The sequence below is a fragment of the Acidocella sp. MX-AZ03 genome (genome assembly GCF_027626035.1).
GTDB classification, from domain to species: domain Bacteria; phylum Pseudomonadota; class Alphaproteobacteria; order Acetobacterales; family Acetobacteraceae; genus Acidocella; species Acidocella facilis.
The window spans coordinates 1,495,869-1,520,997 of record NZ_CP110774.1; the positions used below are offsets into that span (position 1 = coordinate 1,495,869).

A 25,129-nucleotide genomic window follows, 5' to 3' on the forward strand; every position below is an offset into this window, starting at 1 on the left:
GAGGGTCCTCCTTGCGCATCCCTTTTCACAGCCCCCTGAAACCGCCTTCACACTGAATTAACCCCGCCTCGTCATCTTTCCCCCTCCGCAAACGGCACAGAATCGCCTAAATGGAAGGCAGAAAAGGTGACAAAAAATGCGCAAAACGCCCAAAGACCAGGCGAATAAGTCCAGCACCACTCGCCCAACTGCCTCCAAGCCTTTGAAATCAAAGCTGCTGTTAGCCCCGCGCCCGGACCCGCGCATGGTCCATTCCGGCACACCGCTGATCTCCTATCTCATCGCCGCCGCGCTGTTCGTGGCGTTGATGCTTTGCGCGCGCCTCACCCATCAGCCGCCGGCCCCCGGCCAGCTGCTGGCCATGCCCGCCGGCGGCGCCGCCAGGGCCAGCGGCCACCAGCCGGCTTTGCCCAACCAGCTCACGGCCTATATCCTCACCGGCGCCCTGGCCGCCCCCGGCCAGGCCTGCACGATCTCCGAGGCCGCCTTGCGCCAGGGCGGCGGCAGCTTCTCCAGCCTCGCCATCCGGCCGGACGGTGTGGTGCTGGTCTGGGCCGGCGCCGCCACCGCCGCGAACGCGCCATGCCCCGCCGGCACGAATCTGCTGCTGACGCGCGATGCCTGGCAGACCCTGCAAAACTGGCCGCCCGCACCGGGTTATCGTCACTGAAACGACATGATGAGGTTTAAGGGTGACGCTTGACGCCACCCGCCGGCGCGCGATGATGCGCCAACAGACCATTCTGGAGCCGCCTATGCCTCGCCTTTCGCGCCGCGCGCTGCTCGCCGCCGGCACCGCCCTGGCATTGGCCGGCACCGCCCGGGCCGCCCGCCCTTACGTCACCCCGCGCCCCATCACGGTTGCCAACCAGCCGCTCCCCTTCCCTTCCCGCCCCTTCAGCGAAACGCTCTGGGCCAGCACGTCTCGGACCCGTATCGCTGGATGGAGGCAGAGGATGCGCAATGGCGCGCCTGCACCGCCTCCCAGGCCGCCTATGCCGAAGCGGTGCTCTCCCACATCCCGGCCGCGACAGCCTCGCCGCCGCCATTGCCGAAAATTCCAACGCCCTCACCCTCGTTGCCGGGCTGCAGACCGGCGGCAGGCTGATCTTCACCGAACGCCGCCCGCCAGAGGCGCAAACCACCCGCCTCTATGTCCGCGACGGGCAGAACGGCGCCGACCGGCTGCTGCTGGACCCGATGCGCTTCTCCACCCAATCCAGCCACGCCGCGCTGGATTGGTGGCAGGCCTCGCCGGCCGGCACGCATCTGGTCTTCGGCATCTCGCAAGGCGGCTCGGAACATTCCGTGCTGCGGCTGCTGGAGGTCGAAACCGGCCAGATCGCCCCGCTCGCCCTCACCCGCACGGATGATGCGAATCCCAGCTGGCTGCCCGATGGCGCCGGCTTCTTCTATACCCGCAACCAGGACGTCCCCATCGACGATCCGCGCTATGAGGAAAATTCAAGCGCCTGGCTGCATCTCCTGAATGGTGGCGAGGACCGTAGGCTGCTCGGGCCGGGCCTGTCCGCCAACATCGCGCTTAATCCAATCGACAGCCCCACCCTCATCGCCACGCCGGGCTCGGATCTGATCATCGCGCAGATCAACGAAGGCGTGCGCAATGAGATCGCGCTCTATCTCACCCGCCTGCCGGCTCTGCTGGCCGGCAGGCCGGACTGGCAGCCGATCTGCACACAAGCCGACCAGGTGACGGATTTCGCCGTGCGCGGCGACGAGATTTTCCTGCTCACCCACAAGCATGCCTCGCATTACCGGGTGGTGAAACTCACCGCCGCCGCCCCGCATTTCGCCGACGCGCAGGAAATGGTGCCCACCGGCCGGCCGGTCATCCGCGCCATCATGGCGGCGAAAAACGGGCTTTATCTGATCGACCGCGACGCTGGCCTGGCGGGGCTGCGCCATCTCGGCGATGACGGCAAACTCACAGCCCTGGCCTTGCCCTTTCCCGGCGCGCTCGACCCCGATCTGGCTTTTTCCATCCCCACCCAGGAAGGCCTATGGTTCCCGCTGGAAGGCTGGGTGCGCCCGTGCGTGTTCTGCCATGCCGGCGCCGATGGCCAGATCACTGAAACCGGCCTCGCCCCGCAGCCGGACATCGACGTCTCCGCCTATACCACCGAAACCCTGCTCGCCCCGGCGCGCGATGGCGTGCGCGTGCCGCTCTCGCTGCTCTACCGCAAGGGGCTGACGCGCGACGGCTCGGCGACGCTGCTGATGGAAGCCTACGGCGCTTACGGCATCGCGCTGGATCCGGCCTTCATGGGGCGCTGGCTGCCGTTTCTGGATCAGGGCGCGGTGTTCGCGGTGGCGCATGTGCGCGGCGGCGGCGAGCTGGGCGAGGATTGGCATCTGGCCGGGATGAAGGCGGAGAAATATCACAGCTGGCAGGATGCGGAGGATTGCGCGCTGCATCTCATCGACCAGGGCTATTGCGGCCATCGCACGCTGGGGGTGGTCGGCGGCTCGGCCGGGGGCATCACGGTCGGGCGGCTGCTGACCGAGCGGCCGGAGCTGGCGGCGGTGGCGATTTCCATGGTCGGCGTTTCGGACCCGTTGCGCGCCGAATTCTCCCCCAACGGCCCGCCCAACATCCCTGAATTCGGCAGCGTGAAAACCGAACGCGGCTTTCACGACCTGTTCGCCATGGATGCCTACCAGCATGTGCATGACGGGGTGGATTACCCCGCGGTGCTGCTCACCACCGGGCTGCATGACCCGCGCGTCTCGCCCTGGGAGGCGACGAAGATGGCCGCAAGGCTGCAGGCGGCCACCGCCTCGAAAAACCCGATCCTGCTGCGGGTGGAGGATGATGGCGGCCATGGCTTCGGCGCCACCCGCGCGCAACGCGATGCCGAGACGGCGGACATCATGGCCTTCACCCTCTGGCGGACGGGGCATCCAGGGTTTCAACCAGGGTAGCAAAAGTTTTTGGTGCCGCTTTTTTCAAAAAGCGGCAAAAACGGCCGGGCGTATGCAACGCCGTCGTCAAAACCCCAGGCCTCCTCGCCGCTTTTTTGTAAAAAAGCGGCACCAAAAAACTTTTATAACTCTTTTTCTTCAGCCTTATGCCCCGGCTCGCGCAGCGCCACCGGCATCGCCGTGCGGCGCGGCGGCATGAAGCCATGCGCCAGCTCATGATAAAGCGGGCGCGGACAGACCAGCTTCGACGTCCCCAGCCCCAGCATCGAGGCCAGCATCACCGCGATCACCGAACCGGTATTGCCGGTCATTTCCAGAATGATCACGAAGGCCGTCATCGGCGCCTGCACCACGCCGGAGAAATACCCCGCCATGCCCAGCAGCGCGCCGACACTCGCCGCCCGCCCGCCTTCGCCGGCAATCCACGCCCCAGCCCCGCCCCCACCGAGAGCGAGGGCGCGAAAATCCCGCCCGGAATGCCAGAAACAGCGGTGATCAGCGTCGCCAGGAATTTCGCCGGCCAGAAATACCAATGCGGCGTAACCCCCTCCACCGCCGCCTTGGCGGTGGCATAGCCGGTGCCGAAACTGCTCCCATGCGACAAAATCCCCAGAATCGCCACCAGCAGCCCGCACACCGCCGGATAAGCCAGCCCGCGCACCCGCGCATTCACCGCAATCCAGCTTTTCGCCCACAGCCCGATATCCATCATCAGCCGGCTGAACAGCCCGCCCAGCAGCCCCCTGCGCTGCCGCACAGCACCACCATGCCCCAACCGCCCAGCCCCTGGATGGCCGCGTTGGAGGTGCCGAAATAGGTATAATTCCCGGTCAGCCCGAGCGAGACCAGGCCGCCAATGATCACCGTGGTCAGCACGATGCCGTTGGTCTTCACCTCGAAGGAGCGGCTCATCTCCTCGATCGCGAACACCACCCCGGCCAGCGGCGCATTGAAGGCGGCGGCAATACCGGCGGCCGAGCCGGCCAGGATCAGCCCGCGCTCATTCTGCAAGCCGCGCAGCCGCGCCACTTGCAGCATGATCGCCGCCCCCACCTGCACCGTCGGCCCCTCGCGCCCCACCGAGGCGCCGCACATCAGCGCCACCACCGTCAGCCCGATCTTGGCAAAACACATCCGCACCGAAAGCAGCCTGCGCCTGGCCATGCCGCGCGGAATTTCCCGCGCCGCGATCGCCTGCGGAATGCCGCTGCCCTGCGAGCCCGGGAACACCCGCGCCGCCGCCCAGGCGCAAAACGCATAGCCCAAAGGTGTCACCAGCAACGGCGCCAGCCAGACTCGCGAGTCGTAGTGAAAAAACAAATGTTCGGCACCGTCGGCGGCCCGGGCGAACAGCACGCTCACCGCCCCCACCAACAAGGCGCCGCCCAGAAAGCCGCGCGCCGCCGCCAGAAACGCCCCGCCAGATGGGGCAAACGCCGCATTGGCGTTCCCAGCCTGTAATCCAACCTCTTGCCTCCTGTTCCCAACATCGCTAATAGCCCCTCCACGGATATGGGCACATAGCTCAGCGGTAGAGCACCACCTTGACATGGTGGGGGTCACAGGTTCAATCCCTGTTGTGCCCACCATATCCGGTTTTTTCCTGTAAAATCAGTATATTAACCTTGCGGCGCGGCGCCCTCATGCGGCCCCCACCAAACGGCCTGGCGCCTAAAAACCTTGACGCGGCAAGCGTTGGGGCCCATTTGGGCGCAGGATTTCCTGTTTTTCATCATCGAGGTGTGTTTGTCTAAAGAAGATATGATCGAATTCAGCGGCATGGTCACTGAATTGCTGCCGAATGCCATGTTCCGCGTGAAGCTGGATAATGACCACGAGATTCTGGCCCACACCAGCGGCAAGATGCGCAAGAACCGCATCCGCGTGCTGGCCGGCGATCGCGTGAATGTCGAAATGACGCCGTATGACCTGACCAAGGGCCGGATCACATTCCGCTTCAAGTAATTCTGGCTTCGGCCAGCCCGCGCCGCCTGGCGCTGCTGCGGCAGATCGGCATCGAACCAGCCCGCATCGCCGCCCCGGAGATCGACGAGACGCCCCAACCGGGCGAAACGCCCCGCGCTTTTGCGCGGCGCATGGCGTTAGAGAAGCTGCGTCCCGAGCCGGACGGCTTCGTCATCGCCGCCGACACCGTCGTCGCCGCCGGCCGGCGCATTCTGCATAAAACCGAGTCGCGTGAAGACGCCGCTGCCTATCTGGCCCTGCTCTCCGGGCGCCGGCACAAAGTGCATAGCGCGGTGGCCGTGCGGGCGCCGGATGGGCGAATCGCCTGCCGGGTGGTCGAGTCGGTGGTCGGCTTCGCCCGGCTCGATGCGCCGCAGATGAAGGATTATCTCGCCAGCGAGGAATGGCGCGGCAAGGCCGGCGGCTATGCCATCCAGGGGCTGGCGGCCAGCTTCATCGATTTCCTCTCCGGCTCCTATTCCGGCGTGGTCGGGCTGCCTTTGCACGAAACCGCCAAGCTGCTGCGCGGGCTGGGCTGGCGGTGATCGCGGCCTCGGTGCGCGGCGCGCTGGTGCGCATCGCCCGGCTGCGCGGGGATGAGCTGGTGGAGTTCTACCTCTGGAACCGCGACGCCCCGGATGGTGTCGGCGATGTCTATACAGCCCGGGTCGATGCCAAGGAGAAGGCGCTGGCCGGCTGTTTCCTGGCGCTTGGCGGCGAGCTGAGCGGCTTCATGCCCGACAGCGCCGGGGCCAAACACCTGAATATCGGTGACCATGTCAGCGTCGCCGTCACCCGTGCGGCGCAAGGCGGCAAAGGCCCCAGGCTGAAAGCCCTGTCCCGCCCGCCCGGCGAGATAATCGGCCTCGTCGAACGCGGCCCCGGCCCGCTCCTGGACCTCGCCGCGCGCTGCCCGGATGAGGCGGTCGTGCTCGACGATTACGCCCTGATTGCAACGCTACGACCTTTACTGGAAGGCCGTATGCGCCATGATTCAAAGGCATTTGATGCGGTTTTGGAAGACGAAATCGCAGCGCTCCATGAACCGGTGGCGGCATTGCCCCACGGCGCGAAGCTGCACATCACCCCCGCCCCCGCCGCGACCCTGCTGGATATCGACGCCAGCACCGCCAGCCAGATGCCGCCTTTGGCGCTGAATGAGGCGATCATTCCCGAAATCGCCCGGCAGATCGTGCTGCGCAATCTCTGCGGCGGCATTTTGATCGATTTCGCCGGGCTGAAGCCAGCCCAGCGCGAGCGGCTGATCGAACCGCTACGATTGGCGCTGCGGGCCGACCCGCTGCGGCCCCATCTGCTCGGCCTGTCGCATCTGGGCTTCGCCGAACTGTCGCGCCCGCGCATCCGCCCGCCTTTGCATGAGGTCCTGCCCCGATGAAATGCCCGATCTGCGGCAAACCCGCCACGCCGGAGCACAAGCCCTTCTGCTCCCGCCGCTGCGCCGAGATCGATCTCGGCCGCTGGCTGAATGACAGCTACGCCCTCCCGCCCCGCCGGAGCAAGAGGATGAGGAGCAGGAGTAGAGCATCAAGCCTTTAGCTTGATGCTCTAAGTTTTGTTTTAGCGAGCAATTTCATGTGTTTATCTTGACGCTGGCGCGTCAATCTAAACACATATTGCTCTAGGAAATGACGGGGACACCGGCCCCCGTCATTGTCGCGCCTGCTTACGCCGCCCTGGCACCCTGGTGGGTTTCCAGCAGCTTCAGCAAGGCCTTGTTGAAGGCGGGGAGATCGTCAGGGTTACGCGAGGTGACGAGCATACCGTCCACCACCACCTCCTGATCCACCCACTCCGCCCCGGCATTCTTCAGATCTGTGCGCAAGGAAGGCCAGGAGGTCAGCTTGCGCCCCTTCACCGCCCCGGCCTCGATCAGCGTCCACGGCCCATGGCAGATCGCCGCCACCGGTTTGCCGGCCTGCACGAACTGCCTGATGAAGGCCACAGCCTCCTTGTTAATGCGCAGGGAATCCGGGTTGGCCACGCCGCCCGGCAGCACCAGCGCGTCGAAATCCTTGGCATTGGCATGGTCCAGAACCTGCTCGACCTTCACCTTGTCGCCGGGCTTGTCATGTTTCATGCCCTGGATCTGCCCCTCATGCGGGGCGATCACCACCGGCCTGGCGCCGGCCTCGTGCAAGGCGCGCACCGGCTCGGTCAGCTCGGATTGCTCGAAACCGTCAGTGGCCAGCACCGCGATTTTCAGATGTTTCAGATTGCTCATAAAGTCCTCCTGTCTGGGCGGCGATGCCGCCTGTGGGGTGGACTACGCTAGCTGGGCAGCGCGCCTGGAAATCCAACCCAGGTGACGCCTTCCTCATCTCGCCGCCAGGAACGGCTTCTGGCCGGAGAGATAGATCATCCGCCGTGGCTGCGCGCCGCCGCCGGCTTCGATCACCGGGCGCAGGGCCGCTTCCAGCGTTGCGGCCTCCTCGGCGCTGTAATCGCGCTTGAGGATTTCCGCCAGGCAAGGCGCGAGCGGATGCGGCGAGCTTTGCAGAAAGGCCGCCCAATCCCGCGGCGGGGCTGGCTCGATATCGATATGCAATTCCAGATGCAGCGGCGAGAAGCCAGCCAGCCGGGCAATCCGCAGCAGATCGCGCTCATCGTAATTGGTCAGCGGGTTAGCGGCGATGGCCTCGGCATGATCCGGAAATTGCGCCGCCTTCCAGCGATGTAGCAGCGCCAGGGACGGTTCGGGCGCCGCCTCCAGCCGGGCGCGCATGGCGGCGGCGGCCAGCGCCTCCTCGCGAAACAGCGGCTCGGCGATGGAAAACCAGCCGCCGGGCTTCAGCACCCGGAAGATCGAGGCGAAGGCGGCCGGCTTGTCCGCCTCATAGGCCAGGGCGGAGCGGGCGGTGACGGCATCCTGGCTGGCATCCGCCACGCCCGCCAGGCTAGCCGCCGGCGTCTGCAGAAACTGGCAGCCTGTGGAGCCCTGCGCCGCCGCGCGGGTCTCGCAGAGGCGCAGCAAAGCGGCCGAGACATCCGTGAAACAGACCTCCAGCCCCGGCTCACGGGCCAGAGCGGTGAAGCCGACCAACCCTTCGCCGCTGCCGATATCCAGCAGCTTCATGCCCGGCCGCAGCGTCAGCGCCGCCAGCAGCCTGTCGGCGAAGGCCTGGGTCTGCGCGTCGATCCGGGCGCGAGCCTGCGCATCGCCGCCATCGCGTCCCGTGGCCAGCCAGCGCGACCAGCCATCCTGCATCTAGCGGCGCCTCTGCGCGATATAGACCGAGCTTAAAATCATCACCCCGCCGGCCAGCTCCGCCAGGGTCAGCGGTTCGGCCAGCAGCAGCCGCCCGCCCAGGGCGCTGAACACCGGCAGCAGATAGAGAAACCAGCTCGCCGTCTGCGCCCCCAGCTCGGCCACGCCCTTGTTCCAGGCGATCAGCGCCACCACCGAGCCGCCAATCGCCAGCCCCAGGGCAAAGGTCCAGTCCCAGCCGGTGAGCGCATGGACCATCGCCGGCAGCCCGGCGCCGCCGAGCAGCAGCAGCGGCATGGTGCCGAGAAACATCGTCACCGCCGAGGTTTGCAGCGCGCCATGCTTGCGGATTAGCGGCGGCACCAGCACGCAGTAGATCGCCCAGCCGCTGGCGGAGCCCAGCAGCAGCAGAATACCGCTGAGCGAGCCCTCGGCCGGGCCGGAAGAGGCCGCCAGCAGGGCGATGCCGGCCGCCCCCAGCAGCGCCGCGAAGATCGTCCGCAGGCCAGGGGCGCGCCTGGCGATCAGGCAGCCGAGCAGCAGGATCATCAGCGTTTCGGTGGAGTTCAGCAGCCCGGCCAGACCGGCGGAGACGCTGCGCGCCGCCTGACCGGCCAGCAGATTATAAACCGAGACCCCGGCGAAGCCGCACAGCGCCCCGCGCAGCCAGTCCCGCTTGCTCCAGGATCGCAGCGCTACGATAACACCCGGGGTGAAGCAGAACGCCGCGATGGCATAGCGCAGCGCCATATAGGAGGCGGCGGGGAAACCGAGATGGGTCGGCCCGATGAAATAGCGATTGCCGATGGGCGCGAAGCCCCACAGCGACACGGAGGCCAGCAGCAGCAGAAAGCCCCGCGCGCGCGGGGCCTGAAGCGACGGGGAGAGGGCCGACAGGCTCATGCGAGGCGCCTAGGGTGACAGAGGGTTTGTCCAACACGGCGGACGCAGCATGGGTAGGAAGATCGCGCCGCGCTGTCCATAAGCGCGCCGCGCCGGTCAATCATGCACAAATGCTTGACCGTAAAAAAACGTTTGGGGTGGTGGCAACAGCGTCGCCACCACCCCAAACGTTTGTGGGAACTTTTTGGAAAAAGTTCCCACACCCTCAAAAACTTTTGCAAATTCACAAGGGTTTTTTAAAATCCTCAGCCTAGGTTCGAAAACCCTTTGCTCAACGCTTCCACACCCGGCAGGATCTTCCCCTCCATCCATTCCAGGAAGGCACCGCCCGCCGAGGACAGATAGGTGAGGTCATGATGCACCCCCGCCAGCTTCAGCGCGGAGACGGTATCCCCCCACCGCCGACCGAGATCACCTTGCCCTCCTTGGTCGCCTGCGCGATGGCGGCGGCCAAAGTGTTGGTGCCGTGGTCGAACGGCTTGGTCTCGAAGGCGCCGAGCGGGCCGTTCCAGATGATGGTCCTGATGTGCGGCAGGCGTTCAATGAAAGCCTCCACCGTGGCGGGGCCGACATCCAGCGCCATCATATCGGCCGGAATCGCGTCGATGCTCACCACCTGGGTCGGCGCGTTGGCGGCGAAATTCTGCGCCACCACCACATCCTTCGGCAGGAAGATCTCGCAGCCCTTGGCGGCGGCGGCCTTCATGATTTCCAGCGCGGTGCCGTGCAGATCCTTCTCCTGCAGCGATTTGCCGACATCATGGCCCTGCGCCGCCAGGAAAGTGTTGGCCATGGCGCCGCCAATCACCAGAATATCCACCTTGGCGACCAGATTATTCAAAAGGTCGAGCTTGGTGGAGACCTTGGAGCCGGCAACGATGGCGGCAACCGGGCGCTGCGGGTTGCCCAGTGCGGCTTCCAGCGCGTGCAGCTCCGCCTGCATCAATCGCCCCGCGAAAGCGGGCAGATGCCGGGCCACGCCCTCGGTGGAGGCATGGGCGCGGTGGGCGGCGGAGAAGGCGTCGTTCACATAGATATCGCCCAGCTTCGCCAGGGCTTCGGAGAAGGCCGCGTCGTTCTTCTCCTCGCCTGCATGGAAGCGGGTGTTTTCCAGCACCAGCACATCGCCATTCTTGAGCTTGGCCACCGCCGCCTCGGCCACCGGGCCGATGCAATCCTCGGCGAAGGCGACGGGCTTATCCAGCACCCGGCCCAGCGCCTCGGCGATCGGCTTCAGCGACATTTCCGGCACCACCTTGCCTTTCGGCCGGTCGAAATGGCTGAGCACGATGACCTTCGCGCCCTTCTCGGTGAGTTCCTTGATGGTGGGCACGAGACGCTCAAGCCGCGTCGCGTCGGAGACCTTGCCGTTCTGCATCGGCACGTTCAGGTCGGCGCGGAGCAGCACACGCTGCCCCGCAACTTTGGCGTTATCCAACGTGTTGCTCACAGCGCGCCGAAATAGGCGGCGGTGTCGGACATGCGGTTGGAGAAGCCCCACTCATTATCGTACCAGGAGAGCACGCGGGTCAGGCCGCCATCGACGACGGTGGTCTGCGGCGCATCGAAGGTGGAGGAGGCCGGGACATGGTTGAAGTCGGCACTCACCAGCTTGTCGGTGGAATAGCCGAGAATGCCCTTCAGCTCGCCCTCGGAGGCCTTCTTCATCGCGGCGTTGATCTCTTCCACCGAGCCTTGCTTCTTGAGCACGACATCCAGCGAGATCAGCGACACGTTCGGGGTCGGAACGCGGATGGCGGTGCCGTCCAGCTTGCCCTTCAGCTCCGGCAGCACCAGCCCGACGGCCTTGGCGGCACCGGTGGAGGTCGGGATCATGGAGAGGGCAGCGGCGCGGGCGCGGTGCAGATCCTTGTGCAGCGTGTCCACGGTCTTCTGGTCGCCGGTGTAGGAGTGGATGGTGACCATATAGCCGCGCTCGATGCCGAAAGTCTCGTGCAGCACCTTGGCGACCGGCGCCAGGCAGTTGGTGGTGCAGGAGGCGTTGGAGATCACCTGCATCTCCTTGGTGAGCGACTTGTGGTTCACGCCGAAGACGATGGTGGCATCCACCCCATCCGCCGGGGCGGAGACGACCACCTTGCGGGCCCTGCGGCCAGCAGCTGGGCGGCGGCTTCGCGCTTGGTGAACAGGCCGGTGCACTCCATCGCCACATCGACGCCCTGCAGCGGCACCTTGGACGGGTCGCGCTCGGCGGTCACCTTGATCGGCGCATAGGTGCGGCCGTTATGGGTGATGACCAGGCTGTCGCCCTGCACCTCGACGGTGCCGGGGAAGCGGCCATGCACGGAATCGTAACGGAACATGTGGGCGTTGTCGGCAACGGAGCCGAGATCGTTGATCAGCACCGGCTCCACATCGGTACGCCCGCTCTCGATGAGCGCGCGCAGAACCAGACGGCCAATGCGGCCGAAGCCGTTAATCGCGATTTTTACAGCCACGTTCAGTTTCCTTCTTTCTTAACGGCGGCCACGATTGCCGCTTCCGTTATGCCGAAATGCTCGTACAGGATTTCCGCCGGGCGCTAGCGCCGAAGCCGGTCATGCCGATGAAAATTCCGTCAGCGCCGAGCCAGCGCTCCCAGCCGAAGCCGCTTGCCGCTTCCACGCCGATGCGCGGGGCATCGCCCAGCACCTCTTTCTGGTACTCGGCGCTTTGCTGGGCAAACAGCTCGAAGCAGGGAGCGGAGACCACCGCGACCTCGATGCCCTGCGCCGCCAGCGTCTTCTTCGCCGCGATGGCCAGCGAGACTTCGGTGCCGGTGGCGATGATGGTGGCGGCGCGCTTGCCATTGGCCTCGGCGATCACATAGGCGCCGCGGGCCGTCTTGTTGCCGTTGGCGGCGTCGCGCAAGGCGGGCACGGCCTGGCGGGAGAGCACCAGCAGGCTCGGCCCCTTGGCGTTCTTGATGGCGATTTCCCAGGCCTCGGCGGTTTCCATCGCATCGGCCGGGCGCAGCACCAGCACGTTCGGCATGGCGCGCAAGGAAGCCAGATGCTCGATCGGCTGGTGAGTCGGGCCGTCCTCGCCCAGCCCGATGGAATCATGCGTGAGCACATGGATGGCGCGGGTGTGCATCAATGCCGCGAGGCGGATGGCCGGGCGCATATAGTCGGAGAAGACGAAGAAGGTGCCGCCATAAGGGATCAGCCCGCCATGCAGCGCGATGCCGTTCATCGCCGCCGCCATGCCGAATTCGCGGATGCCATAATAGATATAGCGGCCGCCATATTCGCCGGGCAGCACATCGCCCATACCCTTGATCAGGGTCAGGTTGGAGCCGGTGAGATCGGCGGAGCCGCCGACCAGCTCCGGCAGCGCGTTCACCAGCACTTCCAGCGCCTTCTGGCTGGATTGGCGGGTGGCGAGCTTAGGCTTGCTCTCGGCCAGGCTGGCCTTGTAGGCGGACATGGCTTCGGCCCAGCCCTCGGGCAGCTTGCCGGCCATCACCCGCTCGAACTCGGCGCGCATCGGATGCTTGGCCAGGCGCTTCAGCCAGGCGCGGCGGGCAGCGCCGCCGCGCGCACCGGCCTCGCGCCAGGGTGTGTAGATCTCCTCGGGCACCACGAAGGGCAGATGGTTCCAGCCCAGCGCCTTCTTCGCCCCTTCCGCCTCGGCGCCGCCCAGGGCGGAACCATGCACGCCGGCGGTGCCGGCCTTGGTCGGGGCGCCGAAGCCGATGATGGTCTTGCAGGCGATGATGGTCGGCTTCGAGGATTTCTGCGCGAAGGCCAGGGCCGCCGTCAGCTCCTCGACATTATGGCCGTCGATGCGCTTGGTCGCCCAGCCATAGGCGGCAAAGCGCTTCAGCGTGTCCTCGGAGGTGGACATGCTGGTGGCGCCGTCGATGGAGATGGAATTATCGTCCCACAGCACGGTCAGCTTGTTCAGCTTCAGATGCCCGGCGAGCGCCGCGGCCTCGTGCGAGACGCCTTCCTGCAGGCAGCCATCGCCAGCGATCACCCAGGTGCGGTGATCGACCAGAGATTTGCCGAATTTGGCGGCGAGCATGCGCTCCGCCAGCGCCATGCCGACCGAAGTGGCGAAGCCCTGGCCGAGCGGGCCGGTGGTCATCTCGATGCCGGGATGCTCGCCATATTCCGGATGGCCAGCGGCGGGGAATGCAGCTGGCGGAAGGATTTGAGCTGCTCGATGCCCATGCCCTCATGGCCGGTGAGGTGCAGCAGCGCGTAGAGCAGCATGGAGCCGTGGCCGGCGGAGAGCACGAACCGGTCGCGGTCGAACCAGTCCGGCGCGGCGGCGTCGAATTTCAGGAATTTGCGGTAGAGCGCGGTGGCGGCGTCGGCCATGCCCATCGGCATGCCGGGATGGCCGGATTTGGCGGCTTCCACGGCGTCGATCGCCAGAGCGCGGATGGCGTTGGCCATCGCCCGGTCCTCGCCCGGCTCCTGCGCCAGCAGCGCCGCCTGGCGGGCCAGCGCCGCCTCGTTGCCCGAATTACCCGCAATGCTCGCCATACTCTGCCAATCCTCGATGATGGGCGCGTGCATAATACTTCACGTCCCCGGCAGCAACCCGGCGAGGGACGGGAAGAATAACGCGCCTGTTCCCAAACCGCCTGCTTTCGCCCCCGGCAGAGGGCTGATCAACGCGGCATGGCGGTCACGCGCGCCGGGCCTGCGCCATGCGGAGCATGCCATCGGCCAGACGGGCGAACGCCTCGGCCATTTTCGCGCGCAGGGCGGTGTCGGTCAACCGCGCCGCCAGCGCCTCATCCATCGCCGCCAGCCATTGCCGCGCGGTCTCCGGGGTGATGCCCATCGGCGCATGCCGGCTCATCACGCAGAAGCCGCCGCGCTGGGCCAGCCAGTCGCGCGGGCCGCCGAGCCAGAGGGTGAGAAAGCCGATGAAATCCTCGCAGACCGGCCCCAGATCCGGCGCGTGCATGTCGCGCAGTTTCTTGTAAGCGGGGTTGCTCTCCATCACCGCATAGAAATGTTCGACCAGGGCGCGCACCCCGTCAGCGCCCCCGGCGCGTTCGTAATAATCAAGCTGTGTTGCCTCGCTCATGCCCTGCCCACCCAAAAAGCACTGTGAGAGCAAATAAAATCCGCCTCTCCCTTGATCCAGATCATCGCGGGCAAAGAAAAACCCTCCCGGCTCGCGCCGGGAGGGCTGCTTTTACGCGGTAATCCAAGGCGGTTTAGCCGTGCTGGATGACCTCGCCATGCTGGGTGATATCCAGCCCCTCGATCTCGTCCTCCTTGGAGACGCGCAGACCCATGGTCAGGTCGATCAGCTTCAGGATGATGTAAGAGATGACGGCATCGTAGACGATGGTGACGATGATGCCCTCGGCCTGGATCAGGATCTGCTTCGGGTTGCCGTCGATCAGGCCGGAATGGCCGGTGCCGCCGACAGCCGCCACCGCGAACACGCCGGTGAGCAGCGCGCCGAGGATGCCGCCGAGGCCATGCACGCCCCAGACATCCAGCGCGTCGTCATAGCCGAACATGTTCTTGAAGCCGGTGACGCCCCAGAAGCAGACCACGCCAGCCGCCAGGCCGATGACCAGCGCGCCGCCGACCGGCACGAAGCCGCAGGCCGGGGTGATGGCGACGAGGCCGGCGACCGCGCCGGAGATGGCGCCCAGCAGGCTCGGCTTGCCCTTGACCATCCATTCCACGATGACCCAGGAGAGCACCGCGGCGGCGGTGGCGAGCTGGGTGTTGATCGCGGCCATGCCAGCCTGACCGCCAGCGGTGAGCGCGGAGCCGGCATTGAAGCCGAACCAGCCCACCCACAGCAGCGCGGCGCCGACCATCGCATAGCCCAGATTGGCAGGGGCCATGTTGTCGCGGCCATAGCCGGAGCGCTTGCCGACCATGATGGCGGCGATCAGGCCGGGGACGGCGCTGTCGATATGCACGACGGTACCGCCGGCGAAGTCGAGCACGCCGAGATTGCCGAGGAAGCCGCCGGGGCCCCAGACCATGTGGGCGATCGGGCAGTAGACCAGCAGCAGCCAGACGCCGACGAAGACCATGGAGGAAGAGAATTTCAGACGGTCAGCCGGGCCACCCAGCATCAGCGCCGGGGTGATGATGGCGAAGGTGCACTGGAAGAACGCGAACACGGTCTCAGGAATGGTGCCGGAGAGGCCGTTGAGCCCGGTGCCCTGCAGCATCACGCGGGAGAAGCCGCCAAACACGCCGGCGAGCGGGCCGGAGCCGGCGGTGAAGGCCAGGCTGTAGCCGACGATGCACCACAGAACGGTGACCAGAGCGGTGGTGAAGAACATCTGCATCAGCATCGCGAGCATGTTCTTCTTGCGCAGCAGGCCGGCATAATACAGCGCCAGGCCCGGGATGGTCATCATCAGCACGATGGCCGAAGAGGTCAGCATCCAGGCGGTGTCGCCCGAATTCAGGGTCGGGGTCGGAGCGGCCGTCTGCGCCAGGGCGGGGGCGCAGCCAAACGCTGCCAGGCCAAGGCCCGCGGGCACGCCCAAAAGAGATCTTTTCGTCATCAAGTCCTCGTTCCTCATGGCGCTACCTTGTGGCCTGGAGCCCAACAGGCCGGTAGCGCGTGATCATGACAGCTCAGTGCGATAGGCAAATCACTGCTGAGCAAGGAGCGTGCCAGACCAGGCGGCGCGGATATGGGGCCAGGGGCCGGGCAATTCATGGCGGCGGACGCTGTGCGAGGCGGCGGAGAGGCAATTGAGTGAAATGAGACTGCCTAATTTAGCGGCAATAATTTGTTCAAATTTTCTTCACTGCACGAAATGGATGAACGGCGCGTTATGTTGAGGCCGCAATATTTCCACCGGCGCGGCCGGTTTCCCGGCGCCGGATTTTCTGGCAAGATCGGGTCATGACGCAAACATGCGAGATCGCGGTCATTGGCGCCGGCCCGGTGGGCGGCACGCTGGCCCTGGCCTTGGCGGCACGGGGCCGCAAGGTGTTACTGGTCGATACGGCCGATCTGAAACCGATGGAGCACCCGGATTTCGATGGCCGGGCCTATGCCATCGCCCAGGGCTGCCGGCCCTTGCTGCAGGAGGCCGGGCTGTGGGACCGCCTGCCCTTCGCGCCCTGCCCGATCAAGGATATCGACGTGACGGACGGCAAGCCCGGCCGCGCCCCCTCCCCTTTGAAGCTGCATTTCGACCATCGCGCCGTGGGGGACGAACCGTTCGGCTGGATCGTCGAGGCGCGCTCGGTGCGGGTGGCGCTGAATGCGGCGCTGGCGGAGTCCGAGGTGATCGTCCGCGCCCCGGCGCAGGCGCGGGTGACCCGGCATGAGGAGGGGGTGGAGATCAGCGTCGGCGATGAGCATTTCACCGCGCGGCTGGTGGTGGCGGCGGAGGGGCGGCAATCGCCGCTGCGCCAGCAGGCCGGGATCAGCGTGACCCGGCTGCCTTATCATCAGACCGCCGTGGTGTTCGCGGTGGCGCATGAAAAGCCGCATGACAATGTGGCGCTGGAGCATTTCCTGCCGGCGGGGCCGCTGGCGGTGCTGCCGATGACCGGCACGGATGAGCACCCGAACGTCTCCGCCATCGTCTTCACCGAGAGCGACGCCAACGCCAAGCTGCTCTATGGCATGGAGGATGCGGCGCTGCTGGCGCAGGTGCGTGCGAGGCTGGGCAACCGGCTGGGGGCGCTGCGCCCGGCCGGGCGGCGCTGGCTCTATCCGCTCTATGCGATGTACGCCTCGCGCTATTACGATACAAGGCTGGCTTTGGTGGGGGATGCGGCGCATGGCGTACACCCGATCGCCGGCCAGGGGCTCAATCTCGGCCTGCGGGATGCGGCGGCACTGCTGGCGCTGGCTTCGGCGGCCCAGGATCCGGGGCTTCATCGGTGCTGCGCGCCTATCAGGCGAAGCAGCGGCCGGTGAACATGGCGATGCTGCTGGGCATGGATGCGCTGGACCGGCTGTTCTCGACCAATTTCCCGCCGGTGCGGCTGGCGCGCGACCTCGGCCTGGCGGCGGTGGAACGCCTGCCCCGGCTGAAGCAGCGCTTCATGCTGGCGGCGATGGGGCGATAGCTTAAGTTTCAAAAGTTTTTGGGGGTTCGCCGTTTTTTGGACTTACGAAGAGCGCGCCAAAAAGCGGCTTTTATTTTCCACGGCTTCGGTGCGCGTTCAGGTTCCGGACTGCCATTCGCTGGGTCGGGAGTTGGGGTCGAACCATTTATAATGATGCAGAGACCAGAGAAGGCTGATGGGAAAGTACAGGAAAACCGCCAAAACCCCGGCAACAGCGACGAAAGTCGCATTGTAGGGAACGGTATAGAGGAGGCTGAGCAGGACATCGACGAGAAAGTTGGCGATATAAAACCATGCGAGGCCGCGCGCTGCGATATTGAAGCGCCGCAAATTTTGCAGCGTGGCATTGGCCAACCAGCCACGCGGATATTTGACCAGCGGCCAGAATATGATCACCGTGGCCACTAGACCATAGGGAAACATATAATGATCCCAGTCTTTCTCAGAGACGACACCGAGCAGCGTTGAAGTGAAGGCAATTGAGGATAGAAGAGAAAAACCGAAGCCCGCGCCGATACGCTTGAGCGTCTTCGCGTCCGGATAGGTCCTGCGGTCACGCGGTTGATCTGGTTCTGTCGTACTCATTTGCCGCTCGGCCCTACTGCGATAACGCCAATTGAATATGACGTTATCGTGCCCGCCCGGACGCCACAAGCCAAAGCCTTCCTGAGCGTGAAAGCTAAATGCTTATAATGTTTGATTTTTAACACGCAGGCCGAGCTTTTCCTCTAAAGAACAGACGATGTTCACGACCCTGCTGATCCTGCTCGCCGCCATCGTCCTCGCCGTGCCGCTCTCGCGCTATGCGGGGCTGGGCAGCATTCTCGGCTATCTGGCCGCCGGCGTCATCATCGGCCCCTCGGTGCTTGGGCTGGTCTATAATGTCGATCAGATCAGCAATGTCTCCGAACTCGGCGTGACCATGCTGCTCTTCCTGATCGGGCTGGAGCTGCGCCCGCATCGGCTCTGGGTGCTGCGCAAGGCGGTGTTCGGGCTGGGCGCGGCGCAGATGCTGCCGACCTCCGCCGTGCTGGCCGGGGCGGCGATGGCCTTTGGCGTGCCGGCGCTGGATGCGCTGGTGCTCGGCATCGGCCTCGCCCTCTCCTCCACCGCCATCGCCCTGCCTTTGCTCTCCGAGCGCAATCTGCTGCCCACCATTCCCGGCCGCGACGCCTTCGCCGTGCTGCTGTTCCAGGATATGGCGGCGATTCCGGTGCTGGCCTTGCTGCCGATCCTGGCCGGCGGCGGCTCGGCGCATTTCTCCTGGATCGCGGTGGCGCGCGGGGCGGCGGCGGTGGCGGGGATTCTCGCCGGCGGCTATCTGCTGGTGCCCTATCTGTTCAGGATGGTCGCGTCCGCCAAGGTGCCGGAAGTGTTCACCGCCACCGCCTTGCTGCTGGTGGTGGGCACCGCGGCACTGGCGGAATGGGCCGGGCTTTCGGCCTCGCTCGGCGCGTTTCTGGCCGGGGTCGTGGTCTCTGATTCAGATTACCGGCATGAGTTGCAGGCGGATGTGGAACCGTTCGAGGGGCTGCTGCTGGGGTTCTTCTTCATGTCCGTCGGCATGTCGGCCGATCTCGGGCTGCTGCTGCATAAGCCGCTGGAGATTGCCGGGCTGGTGATCGGCCTGGTCGCGGTGAAAACCGGCATCGGTTACGGGGTGTCCTATCTGCGGCGCGGCATCAAGGGGGCGGCGCTGCGCTTTGCCACCGTGCTGCCGGAGGGCAGTGAGTTCGGCTTCGTGCTGTTCGCCGCCGCGGTGGCGCAGGGGACGCTGGCGAAGGAGCTGGCGGCGGAGGCCAATCTCGTCATCGCGCTCTCGATGCTGGCGGCGCCGATTCTGTTCACCCTCTCCGAGCGCTTCGTGCAGCCGAAGCTGGAAGCCAAGAAGGCGCGGCCTTACGACAAGCTGGAAGACATGCAGGCCTCGCCGGTGATCATTTGCGGGTTCGGGCGCGTCGGGCAGATTATCGGGCGCGTGCTGGCGATGCAGAAGATCCGCTACACCGCTTTGGATCGCAGCTCGACCCAGGTGGATTTCGTGCGGCGCTTCGGGGTGCGGGTGTTCTACGGCGACCCGACGCGTGAGGAGGTGATGCGCGCCGCCGGGGCGGAGAGCGCGAAAGTGCTGGTGATCGCTCTGGACGATATGGAAGCCAGCGTGCGGGTGGCGGAGATGGTGCGGCGGAAATTCCCGCAGCTGCGTGTCGTCGCCAGGGCGCGCAACCGCAACCATGTGCATGCGCTGATGGGCGCCGGGGTGGACCATTTCGTGCGTGAGACGTTCTTTTCCTCGCTGCGGCTGACCGAGATTGTGCTGGAGGCGCTGGATGTGCCGGAGGCGCAGGCGAAACGCGCGATTGAGCTGTTCCGGCGGCATGACGACCAGATTCTGCACGAGACCTACGCTTACGGGAATGACGAGGGCCGGCTGATCCAGACCGCGCAGGAGGCGGCGAAAGAGTTGCAGGATCTGTTCGAGACCGACCAGAGCGACATGGAGGAGGACGACGCCAAGCCGGCTTAAGGTTGCAAAAGTTTTTGAGGGTTTGGGAACTTTTTTCAAAAAGTTCCCAAGAACGTTTGGGGTGTTGGCAACGGTGTCACCAACACCCCAAACGTTTTCGCCGCTTTTTTGAAAAAAAGCGGCACCAAAAAACTTTTATAAAGCTCCCGCAATTTCCTTGAAAATCTCCGCCGGCAGCGTGCCGCCATAGAGCTTTTCCGCCGGGCTGTTATCATCATTGCCAAGCCAGACAGCGATAATGTCCCCCTTGGCGTAGCCAACAAACCAGCCATCGCGATAATCCTGGGTGGTGCCGGTTTTGCCCGCCGTATAAACGCCCAGGATGAACGCGGCGCGGCCGGTGCCGGAGAGCACGACCTGGCGCATCATCCCCGCCACCGCCTGCGCATCGCCCGCTGGCACCACCGGCACCGGCGCCTCGATATGCGCCGGCGCGCCATTGATGGCGGTGACACCATAAGGCGTGACACGCTCGCCGCCATTGAAAAACACCGCATAGGCGCTGGCGAGTTGCAGCACCCCGACCGCCCCGGTGCCCAGCGCCATCGTCGCGTCCTTGGGGAAATGATCATCCAGCCCGAGCAACCGCGCCACCGCGATCACCCGGCGCGGGCCGCCGGCGCGCATCAAGATGCGGATGGCGGCGGTGTTCATCGAATCCGCCAGGGCCTCAGTCAGGCTGACCTCGCCGTGATAGGCTTCATCATCATGCGGGCGGTAGCCATGGATGTTGAGCGGGCCGTCCAGCACCGTCTCGTTCGGCGACATCCCGGCCAGCAGCCCGGCCAGCCAGACCACCGGCTTGATCGCCGAGCCGGTCTGACGGCGGGCGAGCACGGCGCGGTTATAACCCTCCCGGTCCCCCACCCCGCCGACAAGCGCCCGCACCGCGCCGCTGCGCGCATCGAGCACGACGATGGCGCCCTGGGAGACGCGATATTTGGCCCCCTGTTCGGCGATGGTGGAATCCAGGGCCGCCTGCGCGGCGGTCTGCACGCCCGGAAACATGGTGGTGGTGAAGGCGATGTCCTCGCCTTCGGGGATCACATCGGCCTCGTGCTGCATGGTCCAGAGCGCGAACCAGGAGGTGCGCGAGATCGGCGAGGCGGCGTCCGCCAGCTGGGCGGCGGCCGCGTTTTCCTGCTCGGGCGAGAGCGCGCCGGTTGAGACCATCGCATCCAGCACCTGGGTGGCGCGGTTGGCGGCGGCCTGGGAATTGACCAGCGGGTTGAGGCTGGAGGGCGCCTTCGGCAGCCCGGCCAGGATGGCGGCCTGGGCGATGCTGAGCCGGCTGGCGGGCTCGTTGAAATAGAGCCGGGCGGCGGCGTCGATCCCGTAGGCGCCTTCGCCGAGATAGACGCGGTTGAGATAGATGCCGAGGATCTCCTGGCGGCTGTAATGGTGCCAGAGCCACAGCGCCAGCACCGCCTCCTGCACCTTGCGGCGCAGCGTGCGCTGGTTGCCGAGGAACAGGGTTTTCGCCACCTGCTGGGTCAGGGTCGAGCCGCCCTGCACCACGTGGCGGTGGACGATGTCAGAGACCAAAGCGCGGAAAATGCCCATGAAATCGAACGGGCCGTGCCTGGCGAAGCGCCGGTCCTCGATGGCGATGAAGGCGGCGGGGACATAAGGCGGGAGGGCGGCGGGGAGCACGACCTGGCCGGAGACATCGCCGAAGCGGGCCAGAAGATGGCCTTGCGGGTCGAGCAGACGGATGGCGGGGCGGCGGGTCTGGGTGACGGCGATGGCCGGATTCGGCAAATCCCAGGTGAACCAGAGCCCGACCAGGAAGCAGGCCAGCGCCCCCAGATGGCGAGGATGACCAGGATGCGAGTGGCCGCCCAGCCATGCCGGGCGCGCCGGAGCAGCTGCGGCGAGGGCCGCAGCGCGGGCTTCAGCGCCGGCTTCGCGGGCGCTTTGGAGCCCGGCTTGGGGCCCTGCTTGGGCGACGGCTTTGGCGGGGGCTTGGGCGGGCTGGGCATCCCGTCCCTGCTGCCAAGAGGAAGGGGGCGACGTCAACCACCGGGTTTGACCGCGCCGCCAGAACGGGTAAACAGGCGGCGTGCGGGCGTGGCGAAACTGGTAGACGCAACGGACTTAAAATCCGTTGGGAGCAATCCCGTGCCGGTTCGATTCCGGCCGTCCGTACCAGCCTGCGGAAACCTCATCACACTAATTTTTGTGGTTAATGAGTTGGCTTTAATATATTATAAAGTCAGTCAAGAAACCTTTTTTATACGCTGGTATGTTAATTTATAAATGAGCCGGTTTCCGAAACCATATCTGTCCGTGATGAGCGAGACTAAAGCAGCCACGGCTGTTGAATTCGCGTTGATCGGCAGCTTCATGATCCTTTTCACCATGGGGTTCATGATGATGGGAATATGCCAATTCTGGCAAATGAGTCTGGATGATGCCGTTCGAAACGCCGCCCGACAGCTTCTGCTTGGCAAAATCACCAACAGCACGCAATTCGTTTCCACAGTGTGCGGAGAATTCGGCGCGGTTGCTCCATGCGGCACAACATCACTTCAGGTTGAAGTTCAAGCCAACACCTCAACCCAGACTTTTTCAGGAATTACGGCGGCCTCGGTCAGCTCATCCGGACAGCTATCGCCCAGTGGCGATTTCCCCACCATTCCCAGTTCAGGCGGACCTTATCCCGTGCTCGTGCAAGTCGCCTATAAACTCCCCGCCTGGATCGATTTTCTTCCCTATCTGCCTTTCTCTGGGCAAACGATCCCCGCGCTTAACGTCTTGTTGACCGGCAATCCAACATCAGCTCTGATTTCCGCTCAAGCGGTCGCGGTAAATTGATGCCGGGATCCCAGCGCACCGTCCGCCGCCTTTGGCCTTGGCCTGACACACGCGGTACCGCCGCCGTCGAATTCGCCATCATCATGGCGTTTTTCTTGGTTGTGTTCATTGGCTCTTTCGAACTCCTGACATTGTTACGAACTTCGCAGAAACTGAACATTGTCGCCGCCACCGTGGCCCAGGCTGTGGCGTATCAGAGCCCGGATGGGTCGGCCATGTCTTCCAGTACGCCTCAGGATATATGTTATGGCGCGGTGAAGGGTCTGCAGCCCTTTAGCGCCAATGGCCTGACCATCGATATCGCGAGCGTGACGACCACGACACCGGGCAGTGCGGTGAATTATTGGGAACAGGATTTTAGTGGCGCCAGTTGTACACCGGTGACGTCCGCGGTGATCGGCGGCAATTCGGCTTGCGGCTTGGCCACCGCCAATGGCGCTGGCGGCATGCTGCCAAAAACCAACGGCGCCGTAGGCGACAACGCCATTATCGTCAGGGCGACGCTGACCTATCCTGGTATCGTCGGACTCTGGCTCAACACCTCCCCGACGCTGACCCAGCAGGTGCTGACAAGATGGGCGTACGCCTCGACGACCACCAGCCTCACGGTTACTGGCTTAACGCCTCAACCTCTTTCATGCAGCGGTTGACATGAAGCACGCACAGATAAGACTTTTCCACAAAGGCCTAAATATCCTCAGATTGCTGAAGGAGCGCAGAGCCGCCACAGCCTTGATGTGGGCGCTTATGCTGCCGACGATGATCCTCGCTGTTGGCGCGGGGGTAGATTTCGCCCGCATCTCGGCTTCACGCGCGCAGTTGCAAGCGGCGGCCGACCAGGCGGCGCTCGCGGGCGTCGGTGCCTATGCAAACGAGATCAACGCCAGCAACGGCAACGGCGTGGCGACAGCCGCCTTCAACGCTGCTTATGCCGGCATTTCAGGCGCCGTGAGTTTACAGAACGGCCCCAATATCTCAATCGGCTGCACTGGATCCGACGCCACCGTGTGCGGCAGCAGCGGCAGCTTCACCGAAAGTAAAACGGCCTGTTCGACGGGGACCTACTGCGTCACGGTTTCTGCCACCGCCAGGCAGACCAATTCCATCTTTCACATGCATCTGCCCTTTGAGGATATATCGGTATCCGCGACGGCACAGCTCGTCTCCGGAAATGCTGGATCCACGCCTGGACAAAGCAGCAATTTCGCCGATTTCGCTCAATCTTATTATTCCGGTGGATATGGCGGCAGCGAAATGCTTGGGTCGCACACATCCGGCATTGGGGCAGGATCGGCATACTCAGGCGGCAGCTCGTCAGGTAATGCGTATTTTCTAGACAGCCTCAACAATACCGCCCCGACCTCGCTTTCCTATAACGCCCTGCCTGGCCAGAATAATTACGGCTGCTCGTCGAGCGGCAATTTTTCGGCGGATATGAAGGGTGTCTATAATGTGCCCGCGAATAGCTCATATTGCGGCAGCATAACCTTCGGCACCGGCCAAACCGAGCAACTTTACAATATCAACGGAACGGCGAATTCTGGCAGCTGGATTGCGGTCAACAACAACCTCACAATTTCCCCTCGAACCGTCGTTTGCCCGGAAAATCTAGGCTATAGCAACTATACCGGTGCGCATGTGTCGATCTCCACGACCTGCGCGACAGGGAGCTACGCCAATGCAAACTACACGCCGATCTATCTCGGCGGTTCGCTGATTTTGAATTATTCCGTGAATGTGACGCCTTCCACCGCCAATAACGGAATGATCACCTTTGTGAACGACGAATATGACAACGTTCAGATGCTGGATAGCAACGCCAACACCCAGGAATATGCGGTCGTCTGCCCCGGCGGCGCGACAAGCTGCAGCAACCCATACGCCGGCAAAGCACTATATTTCTCTGGGCCTGGCACGCTAATCTCTCATGATACATACGTGACCACAATCACCGTGCAGAACGGTTATAACGTGGCGTGGACGGAACAGGAAACCTTCGCGGTCAAATTCACCCCTACTTGTTCCGGTTATGGTTGGCGGCAGCAATGCGGTTCGTCCAACACGAACTATTCCAATAACGACCAAGCCTATGAAGCGACGGAAATCGCCACTGTCGGCGGTGGCTACACGTCCTCACATAACGCCACCACCACGGTGAAATCGATCCCTTCTCCGACATCGAGCTATTCACCCTCCGTGCTGGCCCGGGATCCGAACTCTGACACCACCGGCATTGGCTCAACCAACGACGCTTACGGCCAACTCGATAAGGCCTGCGCCGCGGCGGCCAAGACCAACAGCATTGGCGGGAATCAATCCGTTGGCGGCACCATTGCGCCGCTGAAAAACATTACCGGACTGACGGACATCTTTGCGATGACAACAGACGCTCCGCCGAGCAACTCTCCCCCATCGCCTATAATTTCACCGCACCGAATTATGGCTACAGCTATGTGAACCCTGACGAGCAAGGCTCGGCCCTGGAGACCGAGACCGCATATTTTTGTGGAAATGGCTCGGACCTGTCGGTGTCCAACGGCTCCGCGTCCGGCCTGAGTGTCACGCCAACCTCCTCAACCGGCGCCGTTCTCACGAACTAAGCTTGGGTCAGGGGCTGGGTCCGCACTCACCGCGATCATTTCGTCCCATAGCGAGACAGTCTGTTCGCGTATTTTCACGCGAATGGACATGGCTCCATCGCCGCGCCATGAC

Annotated in this window: 18 protein-coding genes, 2 tRNA genes and 5 pseudogenes; 13 read left to right on the forward strand and 12 right to left on the reverse strand. The window is 64.5% G+C overall.

Annotated features, from left to right (window positions below):
- The first annotated feature begins 244 nt into the window (after positions 1 to 244).
- Both GT370_RS08450 and GT370_RS08455 read left to right on the forward strand, forming a co-directional pair.
- The gene (locus GT370_RS08450; protein WP_144052607.1) at positions 245 to 670 is read left to right on the forward strand and encodes a hypothetical protein; all 426 of its coding nucleotides are present in this window, start codon (positions 245 to 247) and stop codon (positions 668 to 670) included.
- Positions 671 to 963: 293 nt separating this feature from the next.
- Entirely contained in the window at positions 964 to 2,943 is a 1,980-nt protein-coding gene (locus tag GT370_RS08455; protein ID WP_270184220.1) for a prolyl oligopeptidase family serine peptidase, read from the forward strand.
- 122 nt (positions 2,944 to 3,065) lie between these two features.
- Here the strand turns inward: GT370_RS08455 and GT370_RS08460 are convergent, their stop codons facing one another.
- Positions 3,066 to 3,317: a chloride channel protein gene (locus GT370_RS08460; RefSeq protein ID WP_270184221.1), complete on the reverse strand. Its 252-nt coding sequence runs from the start codon at positions 3,315 to 3,317 to the stop codon at positions 3,066 to 3,068.
- Positions 3,278 to 4,494, reverse strand: a pseudogene (locus GT370_RS21365) (chloride channel protein). Before GT370_RS21365 ends, GT370_RS08460 begins: the two are co-directional and overlap by 40 nt.
- On the opposite strand from GT370_RS21365, the gene GT370_RS08475 reads away from it, so the two are divergent.
- From GT370_RS08475 to yacG, 5 genes are all read left to right on the forward strand, one after another.
- Positions 4,458 to 4,532 (forward strand) — tRNA-Val (locus GT370_RS08475). The pseudogene GT370_RS21365 and the gene GT370_RS08475 overlap by 37 nt on opposite strands.
- Positions 4,533 to 4,689: 157 nt before the next feature.
- On the forward strand, positions 4,690 to 4,908 hold the full coding sequence (infA, locus tag GT370_RS08480) for a translation initiation factor IF-1 (RefSeq protein ID WP_008492208.1): 219 nt from the start codon (positions 4,690 to 4,692) through the stop codon (positions 4,906 to 4,908).
- On the forward strand, positions 4,893 to 5,453 hold the full coding sequence (locus GT370_RS08485) for a Maf family protein (protein WP_039884649.1): 561 nt from the start codon (positions 4,893 to 4,895) through the stop codon (positions 5,451 to 5,453). Before infA ends, GT370_RS08485 begins: the two co-directional genes overlap by 16 nt.
- Entirely contained in the window at positions 5,450 to 6,304 is an 855-nt protein-coding gene (locus GT370_RS08490) for a ribonuclease E/G (protein WP_008492206.1), read from the forward strand. Before GT370_RS08485 ends, GT370_RS08490 begins: the two co-directional genes overlap by 4 nt.
- Positions 6,301 to 6,465 (forward strand): DNA gyrase inhibitor YacG, encoded by a 165-nt coding sequence (gene yacG / locus GT370_RS08495; RefSeq protein ID WP_270184224.1) that lies wholly within the window; start codon positions 6,301 to 6,303, stop codon positions 6,463 to 6,465. Before GT370_RS08490 ends, yacG begins: the two co-directional genes overlap by 4 nt.
- Before the next feature lie 127 nt (positions 6,466 to 6,592).
- Here yacG and GT370_RS08500 read toward each other — a convergent pair whose 3' ends face one another.
- From GT370_RS08500 to GT370_RS08535, 8 genes and pseudogenes are all read right to left on the reverse strand, one after another.
- Positions 6,593 to 7,150 carry a type 1 glutamine amidotransferase domain-containing protein gene (locus tag GT370_RS08500; RefSeq protein WP_008492204.1) on the reverse strand — a complete coding sequence of 186 codons (558 nt, stop codon included), beginning with the start codon at positions 7,148 to 7,150 and terminating at the stop codon, positions 6,593 to 6,595.
- 93 nt (positions 7,151 to 7,243) lie between these two features.
- Positions 7,244 to 8,134 (reverse strand): class I SAM-dependent methyltransferase, encoded by an 891-nt coding sequence (locus GT370_RS08505; protein ID WP_008492202.1) that lies wholly within the window; start codon positions 8,132 to 8,134, stop codon positions 7,244 to 7,246.
- Complete coding sequence (locus GT370_RS08510; RefSeq protein WP_008492201.1) at positions 8,135 to 9,037, reverse strand: DMT family transporter; 903 nt, start codon at positions 9,035 to 9,037, stop codon at positions 8,135 to 8,137.
- A 245-nt stretch (positions 9,038 to 9,282) separates the two neighbouring features.
- Positions 9,283 to 10,415: pseudogene (locus GT370_RS08515) on the reverse strand (phosphoglycerate kinase).
- Positions 10,416 to 10,483: 68 nt separating this feature from the next.
- Positions 10,484 to 11,496: pseudogene (gene gap, locus GT370_RS08520) on the reverse strand (type I glyceraldehyde-3-phosphate dehydrogenase).
- 2 nt (positions 11,497 to 11,498) lie between these two features.
- A pseudogene (tkt, locus tag GT370_RS08525) lies at positions 11,499 to 13,566 on the reverse strand (transketolase).
- A gap of 112 nt (positions 13,567 to 13,678) precedes the next feature.
- Entirely contained in the window at positions 13,679 to 14,086 is a 408-nt protein-coding gene (locus GT370_RS08530) for a group II truncated hemoglobin (protein WP_008492197.1), read from the reverse strand.
- Positions 14,087 to 14,219: 133 nt separating this feature from the next.
- Positions 14,220 to 15,545 carry an ammonium transporter gene (locus GT370_RS08535; protein WP_051060135.1) on the reverse strand — a complete coding sequence of 442 codons (1,326 nt, stop codon included), beginning with the start codon at positions 15,543 to 15,545 and terminating at the stop codon, positions 14,220 to 14,222.
- Positions 15,546 to 15,892: 347 nt separating this feature from the next.
- On the opposite strand from GT370_RS08535, the pseudogene GT370_RS08540 reads away from it, so the two are divergent.
- Positions 15,893 to 17,073, forward strand: a pseudogene (locus GT370_RS08540) (UbiH/UbiF/VisC/COQ6 family ubiquinone biosynthesis hydroxylase).
- Between the two features lie 96 nt (positions 17,074 to 17,169).
- Here GT370_RS08540 and GT370_RS08550 read toward each other — a convergent pair.
- Positions 17,170 to 17,658 carry a hypothetical protein gene (locus GT370_RS08550; RefSeq protein WP_144052606.1) on the reverse strand — a complete coding sequence of 163 codons (489 nt, stop codon included), beginning with the start codon at positions 17,656 to 17,658 and terminating at the stop codon, positions 17,170 to 17,172.
- Positions 17,659 to 17,815: 157 nt separating this feature from the next.
- On the opposite strand from GT370_RS08550, the gene GT370_RS08555 reads away from it, so the two are divergent.
- A complete protein-coding gene (locus GT370_RS08555) occupies positions 17,816 to 19,600 on the forward strand; it encodes a monovalent cation:proton antiporter-2 (CPA2) family protein (RefSeq protein WP_008492192.1) in 1,785 nt (594 codons plus the stop codon).
- Positions 19,601 to 19,735: 135 nt separating this feature from the next.
- Here GT370_RS08555 and GT370_RS08560 read toward each other — a convergent pair whose 3' ends face one another.
- Positions 19,736 to 21,361, reverse strand: coding sequence for a transglycosylase domain-containing protein (locus tag GT370_RS08560; protein WP_270184227.1), 1,626 nt, complete (start codon positions 21,359 to 21,361; stop codon positions 19,736 to 19,738).
- 303 nt (positions 21,362 to 21,664) lie between these two features.
- On the opposite strand from GT370_RS08560, the gene GT370_RS08565 reads away from it, so the two are divergent.
- The 4 genes from GT370_RS08565 (at position 21,665) to GT370_RS08580 (ending at position 24,874) form a co-directional block, all read left to right on the forward strand.
- A tRNA-Leu gene (locus GT370_RS08565) sits at positions 21,665 to 21,751 on the forward strand.
- A gap of 141 nt (positions 21,752 to 21,892) precedes the next feature.
- Positions 21,893 to 22,417 (forward strand): TadE family protein, encoded by a 525-nt coding sequence (locus tag GT370_RS08570; protein WP_008492190.1) that lies wholly within the window; start codon positions 21,893 to 21,895, stop codon positions 22,415 to 22,417.
- Positions 22,417 to 23,067 (forward strand): TadE/TadG family type IV pilus assembly protein, encoded by a 651-nt coding sequence (locus tag GT370_RS08575; RefSeq protein ID WP_008492189.1) that lies wholly within the window; start codon positions 22,417 to 22,419, stop codon positions 23,065 to 23,067. The genes GT370_RS08570 and GT370_RS08575 overlap by 1 nt, the downstream gene beginning before the upstream one ends.
- Position 23,068: 1 nt before the next feature.
- The gene (locus GT370_RS08580) at positions 23,069 to 24,874 is read left to right on the forward strand and encodes a TadE/TadG family type IV pilus assembly protein (RefSeq protein WP_270184228.1); all 1,806 of its coding nucleotides are present in this window, start codon (positions 23,069 to 23,071) and stop codon (positions 24,872 to 24,874) included.
- The last annotated feature ends 255 nt before the right edge of the window (positions 24,875 to 25,129 follow it).